Genomic DNA, 23604 nt, shown 5'->3' with positions numbered 1-23604 from the left:
CTCCTTTTAATCTTTTATTTCTTTGAAAAGCTCGTAGGCTTTCTTTCTCGCTTCCTCTAAAACCATCTTTCCTTTTTCAGTAGCTGTATAATATTTTCGGATTTTACCGTCCACATTTTTTTGCTCCTGATGGAGAAGGCCATCGGATTCCATTGAATGAAGGATTGGATATAAAGTTCCGGAACTAATGCTATATCCATGTTCCTTTAATTCTTCAAGCATCCACATGCCAAATATGGGATGTTCTTTTGCATGGTGAAGAATATGGATTTGAATAAACCCTAAAAACAGCTTTCTTACTATTTTATCCTCCAAAGAGAGTCCTCCTTTTTCCAATTTCGAAAGCCAATATCGAAAACCGATATTGGCATAATAACAAATTAAACAGAATATGAAAAGGGGATTAGAGTAATCTTTGCAATACCCTGATATTTACATAGCTCTGTTAAATTAGCCTGTTGATTTCCACTGCAGGCTCTCAGCGAACGCGGGTGGTCCGACGCTCCTCGTCGCTTTGCTCCTGCGGGGTCACCCTTTGATCCGCACTCCCGCAGGACGTTGAATAAGTATCCTCGAATAAATACCACACGAAGAAAATGCGAATGCACTTTCGAGGAGTTCGTGCCTTCTGCTCAAATCAAAAGGTGTTAAAAAACAACAATATGCTATAACAGAGCCTTACATAAAAAAGAACGCTTTATCCAAGCGTTCATTGTTAATTATTCTGTACATTTCTTAAGATTTCATAAGCCTGGTCACCGGCCGCAGCAGCGAAGCTTTCCCACATCTCATCACGCAATAAATCAAGTTCGATTATTTTTTTCGCCAGGTCAATCGCATCTTGCGTCTTCATGGTCATCCTCCTATTAAAAGCTGTTCCCGTTTTTATGCTTCTTAAAAATAATCTCGAGCTCCGTTAGAGTCAGCTTTTGCAGTGCCGGCTCGGAATGCTGATATTCTCCTCCTGATTTAATCAGCAAATCGATTAAATATTGTCGCTTTTTCTCAATTGCCTTACGTAAATATTGCATCTGGATCTCCTCTTTTCTTTAATGTTTCTGTCATTCTATAAAAAGATAAGTTTTCCGTCATTGAATATGTTAGGTTTTTTAACACGGTTTTTTAATTGATGTCAGATTTTCTTACATATTTGATGAAATTAACTGTGAGATTAGTATAATGAAAGAAATCAGTTGAATTTGAGGTGACATTGATTGGAGAATGAAGCTTCTTACAAGAACAGAAAAGTCATTTCGATCGGAACGGTGAGTGAATTGACAGGGCTAAGTGAGCGGCAGATTCGCTATTATGAAGAAAGGAAATTAGTATTTCCGGAAAGATCAGACCGTGGAAGCAGAAAGTATTCCTTTTCCGATGTTGAGAGGCTTATCGATATTGCAAACAAAAGGGAAGAAGGAGTTAGAACGGAAGAAATACGGTCTGAATTAAAAAGGAAAAAGAAAAAGGACGACAAAGCGACACGGTCAAAAATGATACAGGGACAGCTTAACGCACAATTCGGCATTCGAAAAAAATAAAGCTCTAAAAGCGGTTATTCTTTAAAAGAATAATCGTTTTTTTGATTTATTATATAAATTTTTCCTCAAAAGCTCTTTCTTTCGTTTATCATTTCCTTTAAGATTTAACCTTATAAAAGAGGGTTTCATAAAAATGGATACTAAAGCGGGTGAAAGAATGGGGAAAGAGTTTCCTACAACAATACAAGTAATCGAATTATGCCTGCTTGCAGGGAAAATTATGCTGCAGGGAGGCGCAGAAACGTACCGGGTGGAGGACACGATGACTAGAATTGCAGCCTCTTTGGGAATTCCGCATTCACACAGTTATGTGACGCCCACCGGGATCATTTTTTCAACGGATGGAACAGAACCAGCGAAACTTATCCGGATATCCGAACGTTCAACTGATTTGTATAAAGTAACACTAGTTAACGGGATATCTCGAAAGATCAGCAGCGGCGAGCTCGGCGGGCAAGAAGCCTTAGCCAGACTGAAAGAAATTGAAAGGGCTGACTATACCTTTCCCGTTTACCAGCAGGTTCTTGCGGCTTCTATTGCAAGCGGCTGTTTCCTGATTATGTTTCTAGGGAAATGGGCAGATTTTATCCCTGCCATGATTACAGGGGGATTGGGCTTTGCTTCATTTATATTTGTTCACAGGGTCGTGCAGATCAAGTTTTTTTCCGAGTTTATTGCTTCCTTATTAATTGGGCTTTTAGCATATCTGTTTGTTATATTTGGATTAGGGACCGAGCTCGATAAAATTATCATTGGCTCGGTAATGCCGCTGGTTCCCGGACTGCTTATTACCAATGCCGTCCGTGATTTAATGGCCGGTCATCTGGTATCAGGGTTGTCGAAGGGAGCGGAAGCCTTTCTGACAGCCTTTGCAATTGGAGCGGGGATTGCTCTTGTGTTCACTTTTTAAACGTAAAAGCTAGTTTTGCTTAAAACGGAGGAATGAATGAATGTTAACTCACTTAATCACAAGTTTTATAGCATCGGCAGGGTTTGGCGTTCTTTTCAATGCGCCGAAAAAATCATTGCTGAAATGCGGGTTTGTCGGCATGGTGGGCTGGTTCGTTTATATATGGCTGGTTACCCGCCAGTACGATGCCGTTATTTCTTCGTTAATTGCTGCATTTACGATTGCAGTGATCAGCCAGGTTTTTGCCAAAATATATAAAACGCCTATTATCATTTTCAGTGTTGCAGGCATCATTCCGCTCGTGCCAGGCGGGTTGGCTTATGATGCGATGCGGAACTTTGTTGAAAATGATTACAATACCGCTATTCAGCTTGCTGCAAAAGCCTTTATGATTTCGGGTGCGATAGCGGTTGGGCTGGTGATATCCGAAGTTCTTAATCAAATCATCCGCAAGGTTCAGTTTAAATCGGAAAGAAGTCATTGATTTCTGAAAATTCATTCTCTATAATTTATTTAGCAGTTATTTCGAAATACTAAATAACTAAGAGGAGTTTAGGGATGGCGACACAATCAAAAATAGAAGAAATTTATAGAGAAATACATATCCATTACACCCAGTATAGCCGGATGCAATGGACACTATATACAGCTGGCTATGATTTCGGGCTAAAGGAACAATATGCAAAAATCACTGACATAATGAAAAATAAGGCTAATTATGAGACTGTCCTGGATTATTTGCAAAAGGATATTTCTCCGCTTGAAAAAAGAAAAGCAGAGATTGTCCTGAACGGGTTAAAGCCTTACCATCTTTCCGCTGAATTAAACGAGCTCGATATGGAGATTAGCGATAAAGTAAATGCTCTTTCTAAAATATTAAATACTTTTCGTTATCGATTTGAGGGAAGAGAAGTTTCTTCTGTGGAGCTCAATCAGGTATTGAGTTCTGAAAGCAGCCGGGAAAAAAGAAGGGAAGCCTACTTTGCGAAGAATCAAATTAATAAACCGATGATCGAAGGCGGTTTTATTGATCTGATAAATCTTCGCAAGGAATATGCGAAGGTATATGGAGCGGAAAATTTTATTGCTTACAAGCTTGAGCAGGATGAACTTGATCAAAATGTGTTTGATGGCTGGGCCGAGCAGCTTCACGATGCACTTCCTCAAATGAATGCAGCAAGGGAAAAATATGCCCGAGAATTTTTAAACGATGAGCGCATTATGCCATGGGACGAACAGTATATCGATTCCAGAATTGCACCCTCCCTGAATCAGCATGTAGATATGTCGGATTTCTATGGGAATATTAAAGAGCTGTTTGATTTATTCTCTATTGATATTTCAAATTTTAATATCACTTATGATATTTTCCCAAGAGCCAATAAATCTGAATGGGGCTACAACTTTCCTGTGGAAACAGCAAAGGATTCCCGCATTCTTGCCAATGTCAAAAACAAATATCATGAATATGGAGTTTTGCTTCATGAAACCGGCCATGCCGTACATTCTTTCCTCCTAAATCCTGACGAGGAAATTTTGAACCATGGTGTAAGCGGAATAATCAGTGAAGGAATCGCCAACCTGTTCCAGGGCTTTTTATACAGTCCTGTATTTTATAAAAAGTTCTTTAGCGGGGAAATGGGCACGGGCGATGAATTCAAGAAATTGAAGGAATACCGAAAACAAAATTCATTGCGGGCAATCAACAGAATCTTCTTTGACCATAGCTTATATAAAAATGATATAAGCAGCCTGGATGATATATATGAAGTATATTGGAAAAATCAGATGAATGTTTTAAAGGAGGAACCGTTCGGCGAAGAACCGCCATGGGCGTTTACCATTCACTATACAACCCACCCGATTTACCTTCACAATTATTTTATGGGTGATGTAACTTGTGCCATGCTGTCCTCTGTTTTTGAGCAAAAAGCAGGTGCAAAAATGATTGATAGGCCAAATGAATTTGGTGAGTTTTTAATCAATGAAGTCATTAAGCCTTCGGGTAGATATCCATTCGGCGAGCTTTTCAGAAGGATTAGCGGCCAGGATTTTAAATTGGATTATATGCTTTAATTCTTGAATCGTTCCAGGTGCGTAATTTCTGGGACGATTTTTAGCTTGTAAAATTTTCCTGTTGAAACTATAATTCTACTATATTCTTGATTTTTCATGAAAAGGAGAACAGCGATGATCCGACGTTTTTTTACTTATTATAAGCCGCATAAGCGCTTATTTATTCTTGATTTCAGCTCAGCTGTAATTGTGGCAGTTTTGGAGTTGGGTTTTCCGTTAGCGGTACAATGGTTTATCGACAGCTTGCTTCCAAGCGGCAATTGGTCAATGATCGTCTCTGTCAGTGCAGGCCTCCTGGCTCTTTATATGATGAGTACATTTTTGCAATTTGTCGTGAACTACTGGGGGCATAAGCTTGGCATAAATATTGAAACGGATATGCGCCAGCAGCTGTTTCAGCATGTTCAGCGCCAATCATTTCGCTTTTTTGACAATACTAAAACAGGGCATATTATGAGCAGAGTGACCAATGACCTCATGGATATTGGGGAGCTTGCCCATCACGGACCTGAGGATTTATTTATTGCAGTAATGACTTTTGTCGGTGCTTTTTGGATTATGCTGACAATTAATGTCAAGCTTGCTTTTGTTACCATATTCATCCTGCCGTTTCTGGTATGGCTTATTGCTTTTTGCAATATCAAAATGAACAGGGCATGGAAGCGGATGTACAGTGAAATTGCCGATGTTAATGCCCAGGTAGAGGACAGTGTCTCCGGGGTCCGTGTCGTTCAATCTTTTACAAATGAACATTATGAAATTAAAAGATTTACAGAGAACAATGGCAGGTTCCGCCTTGCTAAGCTTGCAGCTTATAAGATTATGAGCTTTAGCGCTTCCGGCATTTATATGCTGACAAGATTAATTACTTTAATTGTATTAGTGTACGGTTCCTGGCTAAGCTTCAGCGGGCAGCTTACCTACGGGGAGCTGGTTGGATTTGTTCTATATGTCAATGTTCTCTTTAAACCTATCGACAAAATAAGTGCGCTAATGGAACTTTATCCAAAAGGGATGGCAGGATTCAAACGATTTTCGGAGCTAATCGATACAGAGCCTGAGGTTGAAGATACAGAGGATGCTATAGATATAGCGTTTTTAAGAGGGGATATCCGCTTTAACAATGTATCCTTCAGCTATGACAAACATAAATCAGTGCTGGACGGGATTAACTTGGAAATGAAAGCGGGTGAAACTGTGGCATTTGTGGGACCTTCAGGCGCCGGTAAAACAACAATATGTTCACTTATCCCTCGTTTTTATGATGTGAATAGCGGCAGCATCACTATAGATGGAATGGACATCAGGGATTTGACGAAGAAATCATTAAGGTCGCAAATTGGTATCGTGCAGCAGGATGTTTTTCTCTTTACCGGCACTTTAAAAGAAAATATTGCGTACGGAATGCTCGGGGCAACGGATGAACAGATTGCGGAAGCTGCAAAGAAAGCTCATTTGGAGGATTTTATTGCTTCTTTGCCGTTTGGTTATGAAACACAAATTGGGGAAAGGGGATTAAAACTTTCGGGCGGCCAGAAGCAGAGGATTGCGATAGCTCGTATGTTCTTAAAAAACCCGCCGATTCTCATCCTGGATGAAGCTACATCCGCATTGGATACCGAAACGGAACAAATTATTCAAACAGCATTAACGGAACTTGCGGTGGACCGAACAACTCTGGTGATTGCACATAGGCTTGCGACGATCCGCAATGCCGATAGGGTTGTTGTTGTAACCGAAGACGGAATAGCGGAAGAAGGGACACATGACGAATTAATCAAGCAAGGCGGAATCTTTGCCAGCCTTCATAATGTGCAGTTTCAAAGATAAGGCGGAATCCGGTTAGGATTCCGCTTTTTTACATGGTCCTGACAATGTCTAATTGTGTACTTTGCGAATAAAAGACTCATTCTGGCAAATAAACCTTGGAAATTAGCGAATAAAAAATGAAAACTACGAAGAAAGTATGAGACTTAGCGAATAATCATCAGGGACATTTGCTTGGGAACGAATGTTATATTTTCTTTTGAGAAAGAATTAGATAATGAGTTTTCAGAATAGTCAAATATAACTAGATTATATTCTATTTAACTGGAAGTTTTTAACTAGAACAGGACTTATGTGGTATAGACAACTATACTCTTACTCTATTAAGCTAAAAGTATGAAATGTAAACCTTTTCAGGAAGCAAAGGAGGTTATTGTTTGGGCAAAAGTCATAATAATAAAGGAGGCAATATGAAAAACAAATCAATTACTGTTGCGCTTGCAGCTGCATTAAGCACTTCACTCTTTATTCCGGCAGTACATCCGGTATCTGCACAAAGCGGGGAAGGAGTTGCGCCAATAATGGAAATGAAAGATAACAAGAGTACGAAACACAAAGTTCATCCGGTTTTTGCATGGGATCGTCCGGGTCCTGTTTCTCCTGTTCTTCATCCGGGATCTGCAGTCGGAGCAGGAATGGTTCAGCAGCCGCTTGATAATATTGATCCAATTATGGGGGATATGATAGCAGATGGAGTCATGCCTGGCGCTGTAGCTTTTGTAGCAAGAAGGGGGCATATCGTGAAGCATGATGCATACGGATATGCTTACCGTTATACGGATAATAAATTTAACGAAGCGGAAAACCCCATTGAAATGTCAGAAGATACGATTTTTGACCTGGCTTCGATCAGTAAAATATTTACAACTACAGCTGCCATGAAGTTATACGATGAAGGTTATTTTCAGCTTGATGAACCTGTAGCAAAATACATTCCAGAGTTTGCAGAAAACGGCAAGGAAAATGTGACGATCCGACAGCTGATGACACATACATCAGGGTTCACTGCATGGATTCCTTTACATTCCCAGGGCAGCAGCCGTGAAGACCGAATGCAGATCGTTTTTAAATATCCTTTAGCCAATAAGCCAGGCGAAGCGTATACATACAGCGATTTGAACATGATTACGCTTGGTGCACTAGTCGAACGTTTATCGGGGCAAAGGCTTGATGAATTTGTGAAAGAGCATATTACAGAGCCGCTTGGCATGAAAGATACAATGTATAACCCGCCTGAATCCTTGAAACACCGTATTGCTGCAACTGAATATCAGCCTGCCATCAACCGGGGACTTGTATGGGGTGAAGTACATGATGAAAATGCCTGGTCACTTGATGGCGTGGCAGGCCATGCAGGCGTCTTTTCAACAGCCGCTGATCTTGCAAAATTTGCCCATATGTATGTGAATGACGGCCGATACGGCGGCAGGCAAATTCTAAAAGAAGAAACCGTAAAAATGCTTGTTGAAAATCAAATTCCGCAATTCCCTGGCGATGACCACGGACTTGGCTGGGAACTTGGACAGGGATGGTTTATGGATGCCTTATCTGAGGGCACTTCACTGGGGCATACAGGGTACACAGGAACTTCCATCGTTATTAATCGAAATAACGGAACAATTGCGATTCTCCTGACAAACCGTGTACATCCATCACGAAATACGGTTACAACCAATATTGCCAGAAGAGCCTTTGCAAGGCAGGTTGCTGATTCGATTCCAGTTTCGATCCCTGGAAAAGGGGATGCCTGGTTCTCTGGATATGGAGATAAAGCACAGCATAATTTGAATGCTAAAGTGGATGTTGCAGAAGATGCAGTTCTTTCCTTCGATACGTGGTACAGAACTGAAACCAATTTTGACAAGGCCTATGTGGAAGTTTCTGAGGATGGCGTTAATTGGACTCAAGCAGCCCAGCCATTCACAGGCAGCAGCGTCGATTGGAATAATGAAAAAGTGGCGATCCCTGCAGGTACAAAATATATTCGTTTCAAATACCAAACGGACAGCTCGGTGAACGGAAGAGGCTGGTACGTTAAAAATGTGAAGTTGGAGTTTTCTAATAGCGAAACAGTTGAACCAGATTTTACAGGTGAGGGCTGGCAAAAAAGAAATTACTAGTTTTCTATCATTTGGAGAAAGTAAGCATAAGCGATTTTGAAAAATACGCAGTTAGGACGGTGTAGAAAATGAGGAAAGCGCGAAAAGTGGTAATCCTTTCTCTTCTCGCACTAATTTTGGCAGTCTCCCAGCTTGGTATTGGTGCTCCCGTGAAAAAGGCAGCTGCTGAAAGTGCAGTCAAGGATTTAATCATCCTGCAAAATGTCCCCCAAGCTGTTACGGACGCCAATGGAGGGGATATACAATTAAAGGCCCTTCATGTTTTTGAAGAAGGCCATTTCATGGGAGTCTCTTCCGGTGTAAAGTGGAAGTCTTCCAATAAAAATATAGCAAAAGTTGACCAGAACGGAAAAGTGACACTTACTGGACAAAACGGCAGAACTTTTATCAGTGTAACAGATGGAGAATTTAAAGACCGGATTGCCATCGATTATAAAGTGGACTCAAAAGAAGAAGGCGAGGGAAAGCCAGCTTCCAAAGCGGAGGTTATCAAGGAGCAGGGAGATCGTTATGATGTCATTGGCCACGCAGTCAGCAACCTTACAATTGAAGAAAAAATTGGCCAAATGCTGATGCCAGATTTCCGCAATTGGAATGGTGAAAACGTAACAGAAATGATTCCTGAAATTGAGCAGCTTGTAAAAGACTATCATCTTGGCGGAGTTATTTTATTCCGTGAAAACGTTGTGACAACAGAGCAGACGGCCAAACTTGTTTCGGAATACCAGGAGGCTGCTGAAAAGTTCGGGCTGTTAATGACAATTGACCAGGAAGGCGGAATCGTCACACGCCTTCAATCTGGGACTGATATGCCTGGAAATATGGCTTTAGGGGCGACACGTTCCGAGGAAATTTCCCGCAAAGTCGGCAAGGCAATTGGTGAAGAGCTCGGGTCACTTGGTATTAACATGAACTTTGCCCCTGTTATGGATGTTAATAATAATCCGGATAACCCGGTAATTGGTGTTCGCTCCTTTGGGGAAGATCCCGAGCTGGTGGCGAAAATGGGTGTAGCCTACACAGAAGGACTGCAATCAGCCGGCGTAGCGGCAACAGCCAAGCATTTTCCTGGGCATGGAGATACTGCTGTAGATTCACATTTAGGATTGCCGGAAGTACCGCATGATAAAGAACGATTAAAAGAGGTTGAATTGTATCCTTTCCAAAAGGGAATAGAAGCGGGAATTGATGCCATTATGACTGCACATGTTACCTTCCCTAAAATTGATGATACAAAGGCCGTCTCGCAAAAAACAGGTGAAGAGATCGCAATTCCAGCAACACTCTCTTATAAAGTGCTGACAGAACTTATGAGAGAAGAAATGGGCTATGAAGGCGTCATTACAACGGATGCAATGAATATGAAAGCCATTGCAGATCATTTTGGCCCAGTTGAGGCAGCAATTCGTGCAGTAAAAGCGGGTACTGATATCGTGCTGATGCCGGTTGGGCTGGAAGAAGTGGCAGGAGGACTTTTGAACGCTGTTAATAGCGGAGAAATTTCAGAGGAACGCATTGAAGCTTCCGTTGAACGAATTTTAACATTGAAAATCAAACGGGGAATTATTAAAGAAGAAACACCTCAGCCGATTGAAGAAAAAATTGCAGATGCACTCAAGGTTGTCGGATCCGAAGAGCATAAGCAGGTAGAAAAAGAGGCAGCAGAGCATTCAATTACATTAGTGAAAAATGAAGGTGCAGCATTGCCTTTAAATGTTGAAAGTGATGATAAGATTGTTGTCGTGGGCAATACGTATATTACAAGCCTTGTGGATGCAGTGAGTAAGCATCACGAAAATACAGCTGTTATCCAAACGTCTACCTATAAATTGACGGAAGCCCAGCTTCAACAAATCAAAGATGCAAGCGCAGTAATCGTTGGATCTTACACCTTTAATGTATCAGGACGTTCACCGGACAGCGCTCAAATGCAAATGATTAACTCGATCATTGCTGCAGCAGATGCTCCAGTTATTGGTGTCGGCATCCGCAATCCATATGACATTATGGCATATCCGAAAGTTGATGCGTACCTCGCACAATACGGATTTAGAACAGCGAGCTTTGAAGCAACAGCGGCATCCATTTTTGGCCAAAATAACCCTTCCGGTAAATTGCCAATTACGATTCCTGGCGTGGAAGGAAGCGTTTTATATGAATTTGGGCATGGTTTGAGCTATTAAGTAGGTTTTAGTTTACGAAAGATCAGTTGAATAGTGCTTCGCATGGAAGATATCAACGAAAAGGGCAAGTTCATCAACGGAATTTCCAATATATAACGAATTTGGGTGATTTATCTACAAAACGGTCCGGACAGGCTTTTCTAGGCTTTGTCCGGCATCGTTTCCAAACAGGGAGGGAAATCTAATGAAAAAATGGTTTATGTCTTTTTTGACAATGATTCTAGTACTCTCTTCTTTATCCATTGTGCTTGCAGACAATGGAAATGGCAAGAACAAAAAGTTCGAACTGGGTGTTGAAGTGCTCTTAAATGAGCAAAAGCATCTAATTGAAGGGAAAAGGGTCGGGCTGATTACGAATCCAACTGGCGTTGATCAGGAGCTAAACAGTATTGTCGATCTTTTGCACAATGATCCTGATGTTGAATTGACTGCTTTATATGGACCAGAGCATGGAGTCCGTGGAAGCGCTCAGGCCGGGGAGTATGTTGAATACTATATCGATGAAAAAACCGGCCTGCCTGTATATAGCTTATATGGACAAACCAAAAAGCCAACACCTGAGATGCTTGAAAATGTTGATGTTCTTCTATTTGATATCCAGGATGTAGGAACGCGTTTTTACACATATATTTACACAATGGCTTATGCCATGGAAGCTGCCAAGGAAAATAACATTCCATTCATCGTGCTCGACCGCCCAAATCCTCAAGGCGGAGCAAAGGTTGAAGGACCTGTTCTTGATATGAAATATTCTTCATTCGTAGGTAATTATGCGATTCCGCTTCGCCATGGAATGACTGTCGGTGAACTTGCGAAATTATTTAATGAAGAATTCGGAATTGGGGCCGATTTGACTGTTGTAGAAATGAATGGGTGGAAGCGTAATATGTATTACGATGACACCAATCTTCCATTTGTAATGCCTTCTCCCAATATGCCAACGTTGGAAACGGCTTTGGTTTATCCGGGTGCGGCCTTAATTGAAGGAACGAATGTATCTGAAGGACGTGGAACGACTAAGCCTTTTGAATTAATCGGCGCTCCATTTATTAATGCGGATGACTTGTCAGCACACTTGAATAGCCTTAAATTGCCAGGTGTAACATTTAGGGCTGCTTCATTTACCCCGTTCTTTTCCAAGCACTCTGGAAAGCTTTCTCATGGTATCCAGATTCATATTACAAATCGTAATTCCTTTAAGCCTGTAGAAACGGGGCTTCACATCGTAAAAGCGATTCATGATATGTATCCGGAAGACTTCCAATTCCGTGCAGAAAACAGTGCAGGCATTTCATTCTTTGATAACCTCATGGGCAACGGCTGGGTGCGCGAAGCCATTGAAGAAGGAAAATCAGTAGAAGAAATCTCACATAAATGGCAGGAAGAACTGGATCAATTCAATCAAACACGCAAGCAATATCTGCTTTACTAAACTAGCAATCCGTAAAAAGAACTTGGTGGCAATCGCCCCCAGGTTCTTTTACTCTTTACTAAGATTTTTCGACAAAATTCGGGTGGTACCTGGTACTAAAAAGTAAAGCCTGTTCATAATTATTATTAAATTGAGAAAGAAAGAGGTGTTTGGGATGTTGGGGTTTTTGCAGAAGATTGGTAAGTCTTTGATGCTTCCGATTGCGATTATGCCGGCGGCTGCGCTTTTGCTCAGGTTAGGGCAGGATGACCTTTTGGGAATTCCGTTTATCTCTGCAGCAGGCAATGCAGTTTTTGGCCATTTGGCCCTGTTGTTTGCTATTGGCATTGCAATTGGTTTTTCGAAGGATAGCAATGGAGCAGCCGCTCTTGCCGGAGCGGTTGGCTATTTTGTTTTAACAGAAGGTGCCGCTGCCATAAATGAAACGATTAATATGGGGGTTTTTGGGGGTATTATTTCCGGTATTATTGCAGGACTATTATACAATAAATATCATGATATTAAACTGCCGGATTGGCTGGGGTTCTTCGGAGGAAAGCGGTTTGTCCCTATTGTAACATCACTTATTATGCTGGTGATTGCGTTCCTGTTCGGCTATATGTGGCCTCCGGTCCAGGCAGGCATCAACAGTGTCGGTGATTGGATTATCGGGGCCGGTGCTGCGGGTGTAGGTGTCTTTGGATTCTTGAACCGTCTATTAATTCCGATTGGCCTTCATCATATTTTAAACACACTCGTATGGTTTGAGTTTGGCGAATTTACAAATGCAGCCGGCGATGTCATTAAAGGAGATTTATGGCGCTTTCTTGCAAAAGATCCATCCGCGGGAATTTTCATGGCAGGATTTTTCCCTATCATGATGTTCGGATTGCCTGGAGCAGCGTTTGCGATGATTGCCGCAGCTAAAAAGGGGCGAAGAAAGGCAATGACCGGGGCGCTTGCCGGCCTTGCTTTTACATCATTCCTGACAGGCATCACAGAGCCGATTGAATTCTCATTTATGTTTTTATCACCTGTATTATATTTCATTCATGCGATACTTACAGGCTTGGCCATGTCCATCGCTTATGTTCTGGACATCCATCACGGCTTTGGGTTCTCTGCAGGAGCGATTGATTATTTCCTGAACTTCGGAATTGCACAGAAACCAGTACTGCTGGCAGGAATAGGCCTTATCTATGCGCTTTTGTATTTTGTTATCTTCTACTTCCTGATCAAAAAATTAGACTTGAAAACGCCAGGACGTGAAGACGAGGTTGAAGGTGAATTTGAAGAGAATTTCACTGTTAAAGGCTCCTACACGGAAGCAGCCAATGGATACCTCGCTGCTTTGGGCGGAAAAGAAAACCTTGTTGAAATTGATAACTGCGTAACCCGCCTGCGATTAAAAGTTAAAGATATGTCGCTGGTAAATGAAGCACGATTAAAACAGCTTGGCTCCAAAGGTGTAATCAAACTAAGTAAAACAGATCTTCAAGTAATCGTGGGAACTGGCGTCGAGTTCCTATCCAATGAATTGAAAAAGAAATAAAAAAGGAAGCTGGCTTTTTAGGCAAATGCCTTGGGAAGCCAGTTTTTTTGGGTTAGTACCTAATGTCTTATGTATCACTGTTTAATAGTTAAAAAGTGTTCTGGCAGTCTATTCCCCATTTTTCTACTTCTAAGCACCAGAGTTTCAATTCCATTCCCGATTTTTTCAAATCTATTCCTCACTTCTTTCATTCTATTCTCAAGTTTTATTTTTTTCTATTCCCTAGTTCACAAATCGTCTATAGCAGGCAGTCTTCAACACAAAAACTGGGCAAAAGTCCAGTGTACAAGCGCCTTTTTTTCATAGTAAATGATGTTTGCATATGCATGTCCACTTTTTAAACATAACATAACTTTGTAAGGGTACCCTTATTAATTGAATTTAAAAAGGGGGGATATCAACATGGTAGAACCTTTAACGATTGTGATTGTTTTATTGTTAGTGGTTATCTTGCTTTTGGCAAGCATTCTTGCACCTTCAGCAGCAGGTGCAATCAGAGATGCGATCTGTGAGCTTTTGGAATGCGGCACTCCAAGCAATGGTTAGAAGGAAAAATGAATCGAATAATGCTTAATAGGAAAAACCCTGGTACTCTTCCAGGGTTTTTCCTATTAGGCAACCCTCCAAATCATTCTGTACTGGATGTTTGTCCATTTCAATCAGGCCGAAACAACATAAAATAGTTAGCAGAAACTATAAAAGGCGGGCTGAATGTGGAAAAAAATAAACAGGAACAAAAGAATTCATATGAAAATTCAACAAATAAAATAAAACAGGAAAAAGCAGAGGCTGTCCAAAGGCTGGCATCAAACTTACTGAAAGACGAAAAAAATATCGATATCGGATCTCTTTTCAAAATGGCAAATAAACTTATAAAAGATGATTCCTTAATGGCAATGGTTAATGAAATCGGAAAAAAACCTGAGAGAAGTGAAGGAACTGCTGTAAAGGAAACAAGGGAAGAAGGAACAGAAGCAGGAACTAAAAAAGGATCTGAGGATAGGAATGGCAGTGAAGATGCTGCTCTTGCAGTATTAAATATAGAAATAGAAGAAATAAAGGCTGAACTCAAAAAAACACAAAAAGAGGTTGCTGAGCTTAAGAAACAAAATGCCTCCCTGCTAAATCTGTTTCTCAAAGTTATCAATGCTGCTAACCACGATCTTAAAAAAAGTGTCGGATTGCTATCTGGATTAAGCAAGCTATTAAAATAGCTTATCTTAAGCATTGCTTTACAAGTAATGCTTTTTTTACTGTGCGCAAGGAATAGCCGGACCGTGAAGCCAGTTGCATAGGCTAGCTTAATGCAAGGGTGCCTCTGCTCGTAAGCGAGCGTTGGTAACACAAACTTAATAAAAGGCAAAGTTTCATGGTGGTGTCTTCATAATAAACAAAGTACTCGCTCCTTAGGGTTCCGCATTATTCCTTTTTTAGAGGAAATTACCAGTTGCGGTTAAGCTGCTATTAGAACTGGACCATTTCACTGCAAGTTTTTAAAATAGTATTATATCTATTGAAGGACGGTTAGCCATATGGTGCTTTCCAGAATGGTAATAGGCAACATTGTTATTGACCATGAATATATTAGAGGAAGATCAAACGGGCAGGTTTTGTAAAATAAACTGCTGTGAACTAAAAAATTTCGAGCATCGATAAAAAAAGGTATTGTGAATTTAATAAAAATCATTGATAATCTTTTAAAGATAGAGTGATACTCATCTATAAATTTTGCTGATGAGGGGGAGTACAATGAAAATTCGTGTTTCCGCTGTGCAGTATCATCTGCACACCATTCGTTCATTCGAAGACTTTGCAAAACAGTGTGAGCATTATATTAAAACAGCCCAGGAGTTCGGGGCTGAGTTTGTTTTGTTTCCGGAATTTTTTACAACACAGCTTTTGTCAATCGGCAGCGAGCAGGGAACAACCCTGACAATAAACGAATTGCCTGGTTTTACAGATCAATATCGAACACTTTTCTCCAATTTTGCTAAAGACACAAATATGCATATCATCGGCGGCACTCACGTGATTAATAGAGAGGGCCGCTTATATAATGTCGCCCATTTATTTTATCCGGATGGAAGAATTGAAGAGCAGGCTAAACTGCATATTACGCCAACAGAGGTTCATGAGTGGAATATGTCTCCTGGTGAAGGGCTTCAGGTATTCGATACAGAAAAAGGCAGAATTGCTGTCCTGACTTGCTATGACATTGAGTTTCCGGAAATCGTCCGTATGGCTAAGGCAAAGGGTGCGGACGTTATTTTCTGTCCTTCTTGTACGGATGATCGCCATGGATTCCATCGAGTCCGCTATACAAGCCACGCGCGTGCTATTGAAAACCAGGTATACGTAGTTTTGACAGGTACAATCGGATCCCTGCCTACTGTTGACTTCATGCGCGCCAACTTCGGCCAGGCTGCAGTCATTACCCCAAATGATATCCCGTTCCCGCCTAAAGGGATTATGGCGGAAGGTGAGCTGAATGACGATATGATAGTGACAGCGGACCTGGATTTAAGCCTTTTATACGAGGTGCGTGAGCGCGGATCTGTAACGACCTGGCGTGACCGCAGAACCGATTTGTATATAGACTGGGAAAAAGAGAATATTGAAGGATAAGCTATGGCGTACAGGAGCGATTTCTATGTTTTTGATGCTGACAAGCCGGTGCCTGTTACGATTCGGAACTATACAAAGGCGGACTTTGACGAGTTGATTGAGATTCAGTCTGAATGCTTTCCGCCGCCTTTTCCATCTGAACTTTGGTGGAATAAGGAACAATTGACGAATCACACTGAGTTATTCCCTGAAGGTGCACTTTGTATTGATGTGGATGGTGAATTAGCAGGATCATTGACAGGTCTGATTGTTGACTTCGATCCTTTGCATCCGAACCATTCATGGGAGGAAATAACCGATAATGGATATATTCGCAATCACAATCCGGAAGGGAATACTTTATATATTGTTGATATCAGCGTACGCCCGAAGTACCGGAAGCTCGGTCTGGGAAAACTAATGATGCAGGCTATGTATCAGGTTGTCATTCAGAATGGGCTGGATAGGCTGCTTGGAGGCGGCCGGATGCCTGGGTACCATCAAGCAGCGGTGGAAATGTCTGCTGAAGAATATTTGGAAAAGCTGATTGCCGGGGAAAAGAAAGATCCTGTAATCACTTTTTTGTTAAGATGCGGCAGAACGCCATTGGCCGTTGTGGAAAATTATTTAGAAGATGAGGAGTCACTTAACCACGGCATCTTAATGGAATGGAAAAATCCATTTAAGCAGTGAGTGGCAGAGGTGAAAAGAACCATGGAATATATCAGGATGACAAACATTGAAGAGCCTTCTGACGAAAATGAATGTGAAATCTCTTCGGATTTAGTAGTCAAATTCCTAACTAAATGCTATTCCGTACATTCAACTAAACCGCAGGAATGGTATTCGATGATCGAGCAATTAAAAGAAAAAGAAAACCTTGCTCTTTTGCCTGTATAATCCGATCACAAGCCCTTGTATTCAAGGGCTATTTTTTTTGCAATGTTTAGCCGGCTCAAGGGAAAGGTAAAGGATATAAATTGCTGTACGAAAGAGAGGGATAACAGATGGTTGTGAAAAGAATTATAAAAGCCTTTATATTAAAGAATGGCGTAACAATAGTGAAAAGGTATATCGTTCCAGCGGTAAAAAGAAAGCTGAAAAGCAGAAGATAAATATACTATGGCATCTTCCGTTACGGGAGGTGCTTTTTATTTCTATAAGGGTCAAAAGATATAACGAGAAACCATTTCAACGTATTTTTCTAGTTAAATAGATGGGAAGCGGGTTGTCTATTTATGTAGAAACATTAGGAAATCTAGAGGATATTAAAAGTTCTGAATTTTCTTTAATATTAAAACTGCACTATTTCGGGACACTTAATTTTTCATGTCCCAGAAATAGATCATGAATGACTACATAGGTGGTTATCAAATTTCATTAAGGGAGGAATACAGTTGAAAAAGAAAATTTTAATGAATACTGCACTTGCAGGAGCATTGGTGTTTTCGGCAGGAGGAGCCTCGGTTTTTGCTCATGATGAACTAGGCGGAGGGGCTGAAAAAGGCGATAGTCTTGCTGGTGTGGAATTGGCAGTTCCTTTGCTTGAAGGCAGCAAGAATACTGGCAACCTTCAGGAGGTGGCTGCTGTACCGTTAAAGGAAATCCGTGAAGGTGTAAAAAACTCTACGGGTGATGTTTATGCCCATAAAGGTTATGCATATTTAGGTACACACTCAGCAAATGGAGGAGGCGGCGGAGTTCGTGTTTTTGATATGAAGGACCCTTCAAATCCTGTAGAAGTAGCTGCATTTGCTGATATTCCAGGTACCTGGCAGGAGAAGGTAATTGTAAAAACTGTTAATACTGAGCATTTCAAAGGGGACTTAGCAGCTGTCAGTGTCCAGAAGCTAGAACGTTTTGATCCTAACTCGAAAGGCGGTTTTATCTTATATGATGTGACCAACCCTCGTGAGCCAAAGAAGCTTGGTTTCTGGGAAGATGCTTCAGGTGCGAGAGGTACCCATGAGCTGTATTTAACAGTACAAGGAGATAATGTTTATGTCCTGACTGCTAATTGCTATGCTGATTACTACTCGCATGGTGAAAAAATGGATGTTACGATTGTTGACGTTTCCAAGCCATCAAGTCCGGAAACCATTTATGAATTTAATCCACGCGACTATATTTCCGAAGTCAGTGACGAGAACTACGACGGCTACAATTGGACTGACGAAGAAGGGATTAAGCGAACGGCATTTGCTCATAGTGTCAAAACGGATGGAACTGGAAAAACAGCTTTCCTCTCTTACTGGGATTTAGGAACCATTATGCTTGATATCAGCGATGCCAAGAATCCAGTCTATCTTGGCAGAACGGACTTTGCCAATGATGTACAAGGTGCAGCACATTCCATGGATTTAGCTAAAGGCGGTACTGTACTAGTTGAGACAAGGGAGGTATTCGGTCCGGTTAGAGAGGGCTTCGAATCAGCTTACGGCTATACGATGATTTATGATATTAAAGATAAAACAAATCCGAAGCTATTAAGCACCTTTAGAACGGATTTTACAGAAACAATTCCAGGCGGGGCTACTGTCCATGATCCAAAGGTGCAGGGCAATACCCTTTATTTATCCCATTATTCAGGCGGGGTTAGAACAGTTGACATCACGGATCCATCTAATCCAGAAGAAATTGGGGTTTATATTCCAAGCAGATCAAACATTTGGGGCGTTTTTGTAGACCGCAATTATGTGCTGGCATCCGATATGGGTACAGGGTTAAAAGTTTTGCAAAAGAACGGCAGCCAATAATACGATTAAAAGGCAGCAGCTTCCTTATAGGCTCATGATTTCTTTTGAGGATTAGTTTGGGCAATCATGTTAATGGGCATCTTCTGAAAAATGGAGAGGCGCAAGTAGAGTCGAGGATAGCTGGCTGAATATGAGTGCTGATAGAAAAACGGCTGATGTGAAGAGACCTAGCTAAATGAGACAAAGAAAAAACACCCCTTAAGTCGTAATTATAATTATGACTTGCAGGAGGTGTTTTTCTTATTGGTTAAATATCCTGGGCATATCTTTCATCTGGTATTTTGTTCAGCATAACATAAAGGCTGACCGGATCGTTTCCGCTGTTTTTAAAAGAAAACTCTTCTTCTCCGTCCGCATGAATCACAGCTTTTTCAGATACTTCAGTTGGCTCCCCGTTTATAGTAAGTGTTCCGTTCCCTTGAAGAACCAATAAGTATACTTCAGTACCCGGATGTTTATGGGCAGGAAGCTGCTGTCCAGACATAAAGTTAAGTACGAATACTGTACTCCCTCCCTTTTTAAAAAGAATCCTTTTTGTAAACTGTTTATCACTATATTCTATTGCTGATTCAATTGATTGCATTTCCAATTTAATAACCTCCAAAAGTTTTTGGTTTACGCCCTTAATGATAATGAATTTCAATGATCAAAGTGATGATTTATATCACTTACTTCGCTTTTATGAGAATGCCCATCAATATTAGCCAATATCATTTACTAAACGTTTAACTTTTTTATACAAGGGTAGGGAAAACTTAGAAATTGATTTTTTTGAAAGGATGATGATTTACTTGCCAGATTCTCTGAATATAAAAATAAATGGAATAGAAATGAAGGCAAATCCGGATCAAACCGTTTTGCAATTATTAAATGATAGTTCGATTGAAATTCCGCAGGTATGCTATCACCCAAGCCTTGGTGCAATCGAAACATGTGATACATGCATTGTTTCTGTTAATGGAGAACTGGTGCGTTCCTGTTCAACAAAAATTAAAAATGGGGATGTCATTGATACAGTCGACCCCGATGTTAAGCAAGCCCAGACCATCGCCATGGATAAAATCCTCTACAACCATGAACTGTACTGTACAGTCTGTGACTACAACAATGGGGGATGCGAAGTACATAACACTGTTAAAGCTATGAAAATTAATCATCAAAGCATCCCTTTCGATCAAAAACCATATGAAAGAGATGATTCGCACCCTTTTTACCGATACGACCCTGACCAGTGCATTCTATGCGGCCGGTGTGTTGAGGCATGCCAGGATGTCCAGGTTACAGAGACGCTTACGATCGACTGGGAACGCCAGCGCCCAAGAGTCATTTGGGATAATGATGTGCCAATCAATGAATCCTCGTGTGTTTCCTGTGGACATTGCTCCACCGTTTGCCCGTGTAATGCCATGATGGAAAAAGGAATGGAAGGGGAAGCAGGCTTTTTAACAGGAATCGCAAAAAATACGCTGCGCCCAATGATTGAAATCACCAAAAACGTCGAGACAGGCTATGGATCAATCCTGACAATATCTGATATGGAAGCAGCCATGCGTGAGGAGAAAATCAAAAAGACAAAGACTGTCTGTACTTACTGTGGAGTTGGCTGCAGCTTTGATGTATGGACAAAGGGAAGAGAAATCCTGAAGGTGGAACCTCAGGCAGAAGCGCCTGCTAATGGAATCTCAACTTGTGTAAAAGGGAAATTCGGCTGGGACTTTGTTAACAGTGAGGAACGCTTAACGAAACCACTAATCCGGGAAGGAGATTCATTCCGGGAAGCTGAATGGGAGGAAGCTTTGGACCTGATTGCACGGAAATTTACTGAAATAAAAGAGAAAAACGGACCTGATGCCCTCAGCTTCATTACATCCTCAAAATGTACGAATGAAGAATCATACTTAATGCAGAAGCTTGGCAGAGCTGTAATAGGAACAAATAATGTTGATAACTGCTCAAGATATTGCCAGACACCTGCTACTGTTGGATTATTCCGGACAGTAGGGCATGGAGGAGATGCCGGTTCAATCGAAGATATCAGGAACTCGGAATTGGTGCTGATTATAGGTTCGAATACATCTGAATCGCACCCTGTACTATCCACAAGGGTGAAACGTTCCCAAAAGCTTAACGGCCAAAAGGTAATCGTCGCAGATTTAAGGGAACATGAAATGGCTGAGCGTTCTGACCTATTCGTTCGCCCGCGAGCAGGTACCGATATGGTTTGGCTATCAGCGGTTATAAAATATATTATCGATCAAGGATGGGCTGACGAGAAATTTTTACAAGAAAAAGTAAATGGATTAACAGAATTTGTCCAAAATCTTGAGAAGTTTACGATCGAATACGCAGAAAAAACAACGGGGATATCAAAAGAAAATTTAATTAAAATAGCAGAAATGATCCATGAAGCAAATTCCGTTTGTGCTTTATGGGCAATGGGGGTTACTCAGCACCTTGGCGGAAGTGATACAAGTACGGCCATTTCCAACCTGCTACTCGTAACAGGAAATTACGCTAAGCCCGGTGCAGGCGCCTATCCTTTAAGGGGCCATAATAATGTACAAGGGGCTGGAGACTTTGGAAGCAGCCCGGATAACTTGCCGGGATATCAAAAGGTTACAGAACCTGAAGTGAGAAAGAAGTTTGAAAATGCATGGGGAGTAAGGCTTCCAGAGAAAGTGGGAATGAACAACCACGAAATGGTAGAGGGTGTCCATGAAGGCCATTTGAAAGCAATGTATCTAAAGGGGGAGGATATGGGTCTTGTTGATTCCAATATCAACTATGTCCAGGCGGCTTTTGAAAAACTGGATTTCTTTGTAGTCCAAGACATTTTCCTTTCCCGTACGGCTGAGTTTGCCGATGTCGTTCTTCCTGCAAGTCCAAGCCTTGAAAAAGAAGGAACTTTTACGAATACAGAAAGAAGAATTCAGCGATTATACCAGGCATTTGAGCCGCTGGGAGATTCCAAGCCTGACTGGCAGATAATCATAGAGATTGCCAATCGTCTGGGAGCGGGATGGACTTACACTCATCCAGGCGAAATAATGGCAGAAGCAGCTATGCTCATGCCGATTTACTCAGGTGTTACTTATGAGAGATTGGAAGGCTACAAGAGTCTGCAATGGCCAGTTGCGGAGGATGGAACAGACAGTCCGCTCTTGTATACAGAAGGCTTCCCATTCCCGGATGGAAAAGCCAGGCTTTATCCAGTCGATTGGACACCTACTCTTGAGTTCCCGATCGAATATGATATTCATGTCAATAATGGCCGCCTGCTTGAGCATTTCCACGAAGGGAATATGACATATAAATCCAAGGGAATCAGCTCAAAGACACCGGAAGTCTTCTTGGAAGTCTCACCTGATCTTGCTGCCGAACGCGGCCTGAAAGATGGTACACTGGTTCGTTTAACCTCTCCATACGGAAATGTTAAAGTGAAATGCCATATAACCGACAGGGTTAAAGGCAAAGAGGTCTATCTGCCGATGAATGATAGAGGCGAAGCAGCAATCAACCTATTGACAAGCAGCTATGCCGATAAAGATACGGATACGCCTGCATACAAGGAAACACGGGCAAAACTTGAAATCCTGAGTGAGGAAGGAATCAATCCACTTCCAAAAATAAATCACCGCTTTGGAAATCCCCAGCCGCAGATTGGTGTCAATGTTCAGAAAAAGTGGGCACGAAAGGATTATGTTTTCCCTGGAGATATGGTGAAAAAGGAGCGGAAGCAGAATGGCTAAAGCGATTAATAATATTAAGCGTTTCGAATTAAGTCCGGAGGACAAACGCAAAAAGGACTTGGAAGAAGTGGAAAATGCCCTTATTGATAATAAGGAATCCATTCTCGAACTCCTTTCAGTTGTTAACCATATGCATGATAGGGGGGTTCTTTCTCTATTAAACGGCTTGTTTGGACAAGGAGACAAAGTATTGAACGTGCTTGTAAAAGCGGTAGACAAACCAGAAGCCACAAACACGATTAAAAACCTGCTTCTAATGGTTGGTACACTAGGTACGGTAAATGTCCAGCAGCTGGAGCCATTGCTGCTTAAATTAAATTCCGGTATAGCCCGTGTTGCCGAATATAAAGAAACAGATGAAAGAACGAGCTATTTTGATTTAGTAAGGGTATTAAAAGACCCGGAAGTGAACAGGGCTGTCACACTGCTGATTACCTTCCTAAAAGGGATGGGAGAAGATACAAGCGGAATGGAAAGAACGACACAGCTTCCCGAAGATCAGAATCTTCATAAAAGGGAGAATAACGAAAAAGATGTTTCACCAAATAAAAGAGAGTAATATAGCACAAACCCAGAGACCGGAGCGGTCTCTGGGTTTTAATTATTTTTCGACTTTGAAAAAAATAGGGCTCCTCAGTAAGATATGAGTATAGACACCACTCTAACTCACACTTTAGGAGGAACCCTACTATTAGTCATATAAAATACTTTATTTGGAATAATAGCAGGTAAATAGATGTGTTAATTGGTAACATTATCATGAAAATCAAGGAACTAGTAAAATTTTTGTGGAAATATGGAAAATCATGTACTAGAATGTCAGTATAGGAAAAAAAGAGTTACATAAAATCTAAAGAGACTAGTTTCATACAAAAAAC

21 protein-coding genes are annotated in these 23604 nt (G+C 41.2%); 17 read left to right on the top strand and 4 right to left on the bottom strand.

All coding sequences use genetic code 11. The features are described 5' to 3' along the window. Positions 1–6: 6 nt before the first annotated feature. The 3 genes from DFO73_RS13675 to fbpA form a co-directional block, all read right to left on the bottom strand. Positions 7–315 carry a PadR family transcriptional regulator gene (locus DFO73_RS13675; RefSeq protein WP_110065292.1) on the bottom strand — a complete coding sequence of 103 codons (309 nt, stop codon included), beginning with the start codon at positions 313–315 and terminating at the stop codon, positions 7–9. 400 nt (positions 316–715) lie between these two features. Beyond that, positions 716–853 (bottom strand): hypothetical protein, encoded by a 138-nt coding sequence (locus tag DFO73_RS28695; RefSeq protein WP_181396018.1) that lies wholly within the window; start codon positions 851–853, stop codon positions 716–718. A gap of 13 nt (positions 854–866) precedes the next feature. After that, a complete protein-coding gene (fbpA, locus tag DFO73_RS13670) occupies positions 867–1031 on the bottom strand; it encodes a Fur-regulated basic protein FbpA (protein WP_110065291.1) in 165 nt (54 codons plus the stop codon). 183 nt (positions 1032–1214) lie between these two features. Between fbpA and DFO73_RS13665 the strand changes: the two genes are divergently transcribed. The 15 genes from DFO73_RS13665 (at position 1215) to DFO73_RS13600 (ending at position 18977) form a co-directional block, all read left to right on the top strand. After that, positions 1215–1538 carry a MerR family transcriptional regulator gene (locus DFO73_RS13665; RefSeq protein ID WP_110065290.1) on the top strand — a complete coding sequence of 108 codons (324 nt, stop codon included), beginning with the start codon at positions 1215–1217 and terminating at the stop codon, positions 1536–1538. Between the two features lie 157 nt (positions 1539–1695). Continuing rightward, entirely contained in the window at positions 1696–2448 is a 753-nt protein-coding gene (locus DFO73_RS13660) for a threonine/serine exporter family protein (RefSeq protein WP_110065338.1), read from the top strand. A gap of 40 nt (positions 2449–2488) precedes the next feature. Then, entirely contained in the window at positions 2489–2932 is a 444-nt protein-coding gene (locus DFO73_RS13655; RefSeq protein ID WP_110065289.1) for a threonine/serine exporter family protein, read from the top strand. Positions 2933–3006: 74 nt separating this feature from the next. Then, on the top strand, positions 3007–4524 hold the full coding sequence (locus DFO73_RS13650; RefSeq protein ID WP_110065288.1) for a M3 family metallopeptidase: 1518 nt from the start codon (positions 3007–3009) through the stop codon (positions 4522–4524). A gap of 114 nt (positions 4525–4638) precedes the next feature. After that, entirely contained in the window at positions 4639–6354 is a 1716-nt protein-coding gene (locus DFO73_RS13645) for an ABC transporter ATP-binding protein (RefSeq protein ID WP_110065287.1), read from the top strand. 407 nt (positions 6355–6761) lie between these two features. Further along, positions 6762–8471, top strand: a complete 1710-nt coding sequence (locus DFO73_RS13640; protein ID WP_110065337.1) for a serine hydrolase domain-containing protein — start codon at positions 6762–6764, stop codon at positions 8469–8471. Between the two features lie 68 nt (positions 8472–8539). Next, complete coding sequence (locus DFO73_RS13635; protein WP_110065286.1) at positions 8540–10654, top strand: glycoside hydrolase family 3 protein; 2115 nt, start codon at positions 8540–8542, stop codon at positions 10652–10654. A 184-nt stretch (positions 10655–10838) separates the two neighbouring features. Further along, positions 10839–12086 carry an exo-beta-N-acetylmuramidase NamZ family protein gene (locus tag DFO73_RS13630; protein WP_110065285.1) on the top strand — a complete coding sequence of 416 codons (1248 nt, stop codon included), beginning with the start codon at positions 10839–10841 and terminating at the stop codon, positions 12084–12086. 154 nt (positions 12087–12240) lie between these two features. Beyond that, positions 12241–13617: an N-acetylglucosamine-specific PTS transporter subunit IIBC gene (gene nagE / locus DFO73_RS13625; protein WP_110065284.1), complete on the top strand. Its 1377-nt coding sequence runs from the start codon at positions 12241–12243 to the stop codon at positions 13615–13617. Between the two features lie 402 nt (positions 13618–14019). Then, the gene (locus tag DFO73_RS28690) at positions 14020–14163 is read left to right on the top strand and encodes a hypothetical protein (protein ID WP_181396017.1); all 144 of its coding nucleotides are present in this window, start codon (positions 14020–14022) and stop codon (positions 14161–14163) included. Between the two features lie 167 nt (positions 14164–14330). Then, on the top strand, positions 14331–14831 hold the full coding sequence (locus DFO73_RS13620; protein ID WP_110065283.1) for a hypothetical protein: 501 nt from the start codon (positions 14331–14333) through the stop codon (positions 14829–14831). Between the two features lie 535 nt (positions 14832–15366). Next, complete coding sequence (locus DFO73_RS13615; RefSeq protein WP_110065282.1) at positions 15367–16242, top strand: carbon-nitrogen hydrolase family protein; 876 nt, start codon at positions 15367–15369, stop codon at positions 16240–16242. A 3-nt stretch (positions 16243–16245) separates the two neighbouring features. Then, on the top strand, positions 16246–16914 hold the full coding sequence (locus DFO73_RS13610) for a GNAT family N-acetyltransferase (RefSeq protein ID WP_110065281.1): 669 nt from the start codon (positions 16246–16248) through the stop codon (positions 16912–16914). 21 nt (positions 16915–16935) lie between these two features. Further along, entirely contained in the window at positions 16936–17121 is a 186-nt protein-coding gene (locus DFO73_RS13605) for a hypothetical protein (protein ID WP_110065280.1), read from the top strand. Positions 17122–17618: 497 nt separating this feature from the next. Further along, a complete protein-coding gene (locus tag DFO73_RS13600) occupies positions 17619–18977 on the top strand; it encodes an LVIVD repeat-containing protein (RefSeq protein WP_110065279.1) in 1359 nt (452 codons plus the stop codon). Between the two features lie 247 nt (positions 18978–19224). Here the strand turns inward: DFO73_RS13600 and DFO73_RS13595 are convergent, their stop codons facing one another. Further along, on the bottom strand, positions 19225–19560 hold the full coding sequence (locus DFO73_RS13595; protein WP_309043211.1) for a cupin domain-containing protein: 336 nt from the start codon (positions 19558–19560) through the stop codon (positions 19225–19227). Between the two features lie 199 nt (positions 19561–19759). On the opposite strand from DFO73_RS13595, the gene fdhF reads away from it, so the two are divergent. Then, positions 19760–22726, top strand: a complete 2967-nt coding sequence (gene fdhF, locus DFO73_RS13590) for a formate dehydrogenase subunit alpha (RefSeq protein WP_110065277.1) — start codon at positions 19760–19762, stop codon at positions 22724–22726. Then, positions 22719–23285: a DUF1641 domain-containing protein gene (locus DFO73_RS13585; RefSeq protein WP_110065276.1), complete on the top strand. Its 567-nt coding sequence runs from the start codon at positions 22719–22721 to the stop codon at positions 23283–23285. The genes fdhF and DFO73_RS13585 overlap by 8 nt, the downstream gene beginning before the upstream one ends. Positions 23286–23604 lie beyond the last annotated feature (319 nt).

Origin of the sequence: Cytobacillus oceanisediminis (assembly GCF_003182355.1) — a bacterium.
Lineage (GTDB): Bacteria > Bacillota > Bacilli > Bacillales > Cytobacillaceae > Cytobacillus > Cytobacillus oceanisediminis_A.
Note: the sequence above shows the minus strand (reverse complement) of the source record. Positions and strands in the feature narration are given on the sequence as shown.

Coding starts and splice junctions, on each gene's coding strand:
- DFO73_RS28695 (WP_181396018.1), bottom strand. CDS start 853: ATGAAGACGCAAGATGCGATTGACCTGGCGAAAAAAATAATCGAACTT.
- fbpA (WP_110065291.1), bottom strand. CDS start 1,031: ATGCAATATTTACGTAAGGCAATTGAGAAAAAGCGACAATATTTAATC.
- DFO73_RS13660 (WP_110065338.1), top strand. CDS start 1,696: ATGGGGAAAGAGTTTCCTACAACAATACAAGTAATCGAATTATGCCTG.
- DFO73_RS13655 (WP_110065289.1), top strand. CDS start 2,489: ATGTTAACTCACTTAATCACAAGTTTTATAGCATCGGCAGGGTTTGGC.
- DFO73_RS13650 (WP_110065288.1), top strand. CDS start 3,007: ATGGCGACACAATCAAAAATAGAAGAAATTTATAGAGAAATACATATC.
- DFO73_RS13645 (WP_110065287.1), top strand. CDS start 4,639: ATGATCCGACGTTTTTTTACTTATTATAAGCCGCATAAGCGCTTATTT.
- DFO73_RS13640 (WP_110065337.1), top strand. CDS start 6,762: ATGAAAAACAAATCAATTACTGTTGCGCTTGCAGCTGCATTAAGCACT.
- DFO73_RS13635 (WP_110065286.1), top strand. CDS start 8,540: ATGAGGAAAGCGCGAAAAGTGGTAATCCTTTCTCTTCTCGCACTAATT.
- DFO73_RS13630 (WP_110065285.1), top strand. CDS start 10,839: ATGAAAAAATGGTTTATGTCTTTTTTGACAATGATTCTAGTACTCTCT.
- nagE (WP_110065284.1), top strand. CDS start 12,241: ATGTTGGGGTTTTTGCAGAAGATTGGTAAGTCTTTGATGCTTCCGATT.
- DFO73_RS28690 (WP_181396017.1), top strand. CDS start 14,020: ATGGTAGAACCTTTAACGATTGTGATTGTTTTATTGTTAGTGGTTATC.
- DFO73_RS13615 (WP_110065282.1), top strand. CDS start 15,367: ATGAAAATTCGTGTTTCCGCTGTGCAGTATCATCTGCACACCATTCGT.
- DFO73_RS13610 (WP_110065281.1), top strand. CDS start 16,246: ATGGCGTACAGGAGCGATTTCTATGTTTTTGATGCTGACAAGCCGGTG.
- DFO73_RS13605 (WP_110065280.1), top strand. CDS start 16,936: ATGGAATATATCAGGATGACAAACATTGAAGAGCCTTCTGACGAAAAT.
- DFO73_RS13595 (WP_309043211.1), bottom strand. CDS start 19,560: ATGCAATCAATTGAATCAGCAATAGAATATAGTGATAAACAGTTTACA.
- fdhF (WP_110065277.1), top strand. CDS start 19,760: ATGATTTACTTGCCAGATTCTCTGAATATAAAAATAAATGGAATAGAA.
- DFO73_RS13585 (WP_110065276.1), top strand. CDS start 22,719: ATGGCTAAAGCGATTAATAATATTAAGCGTTTCGAATTAAGTCCGGAG.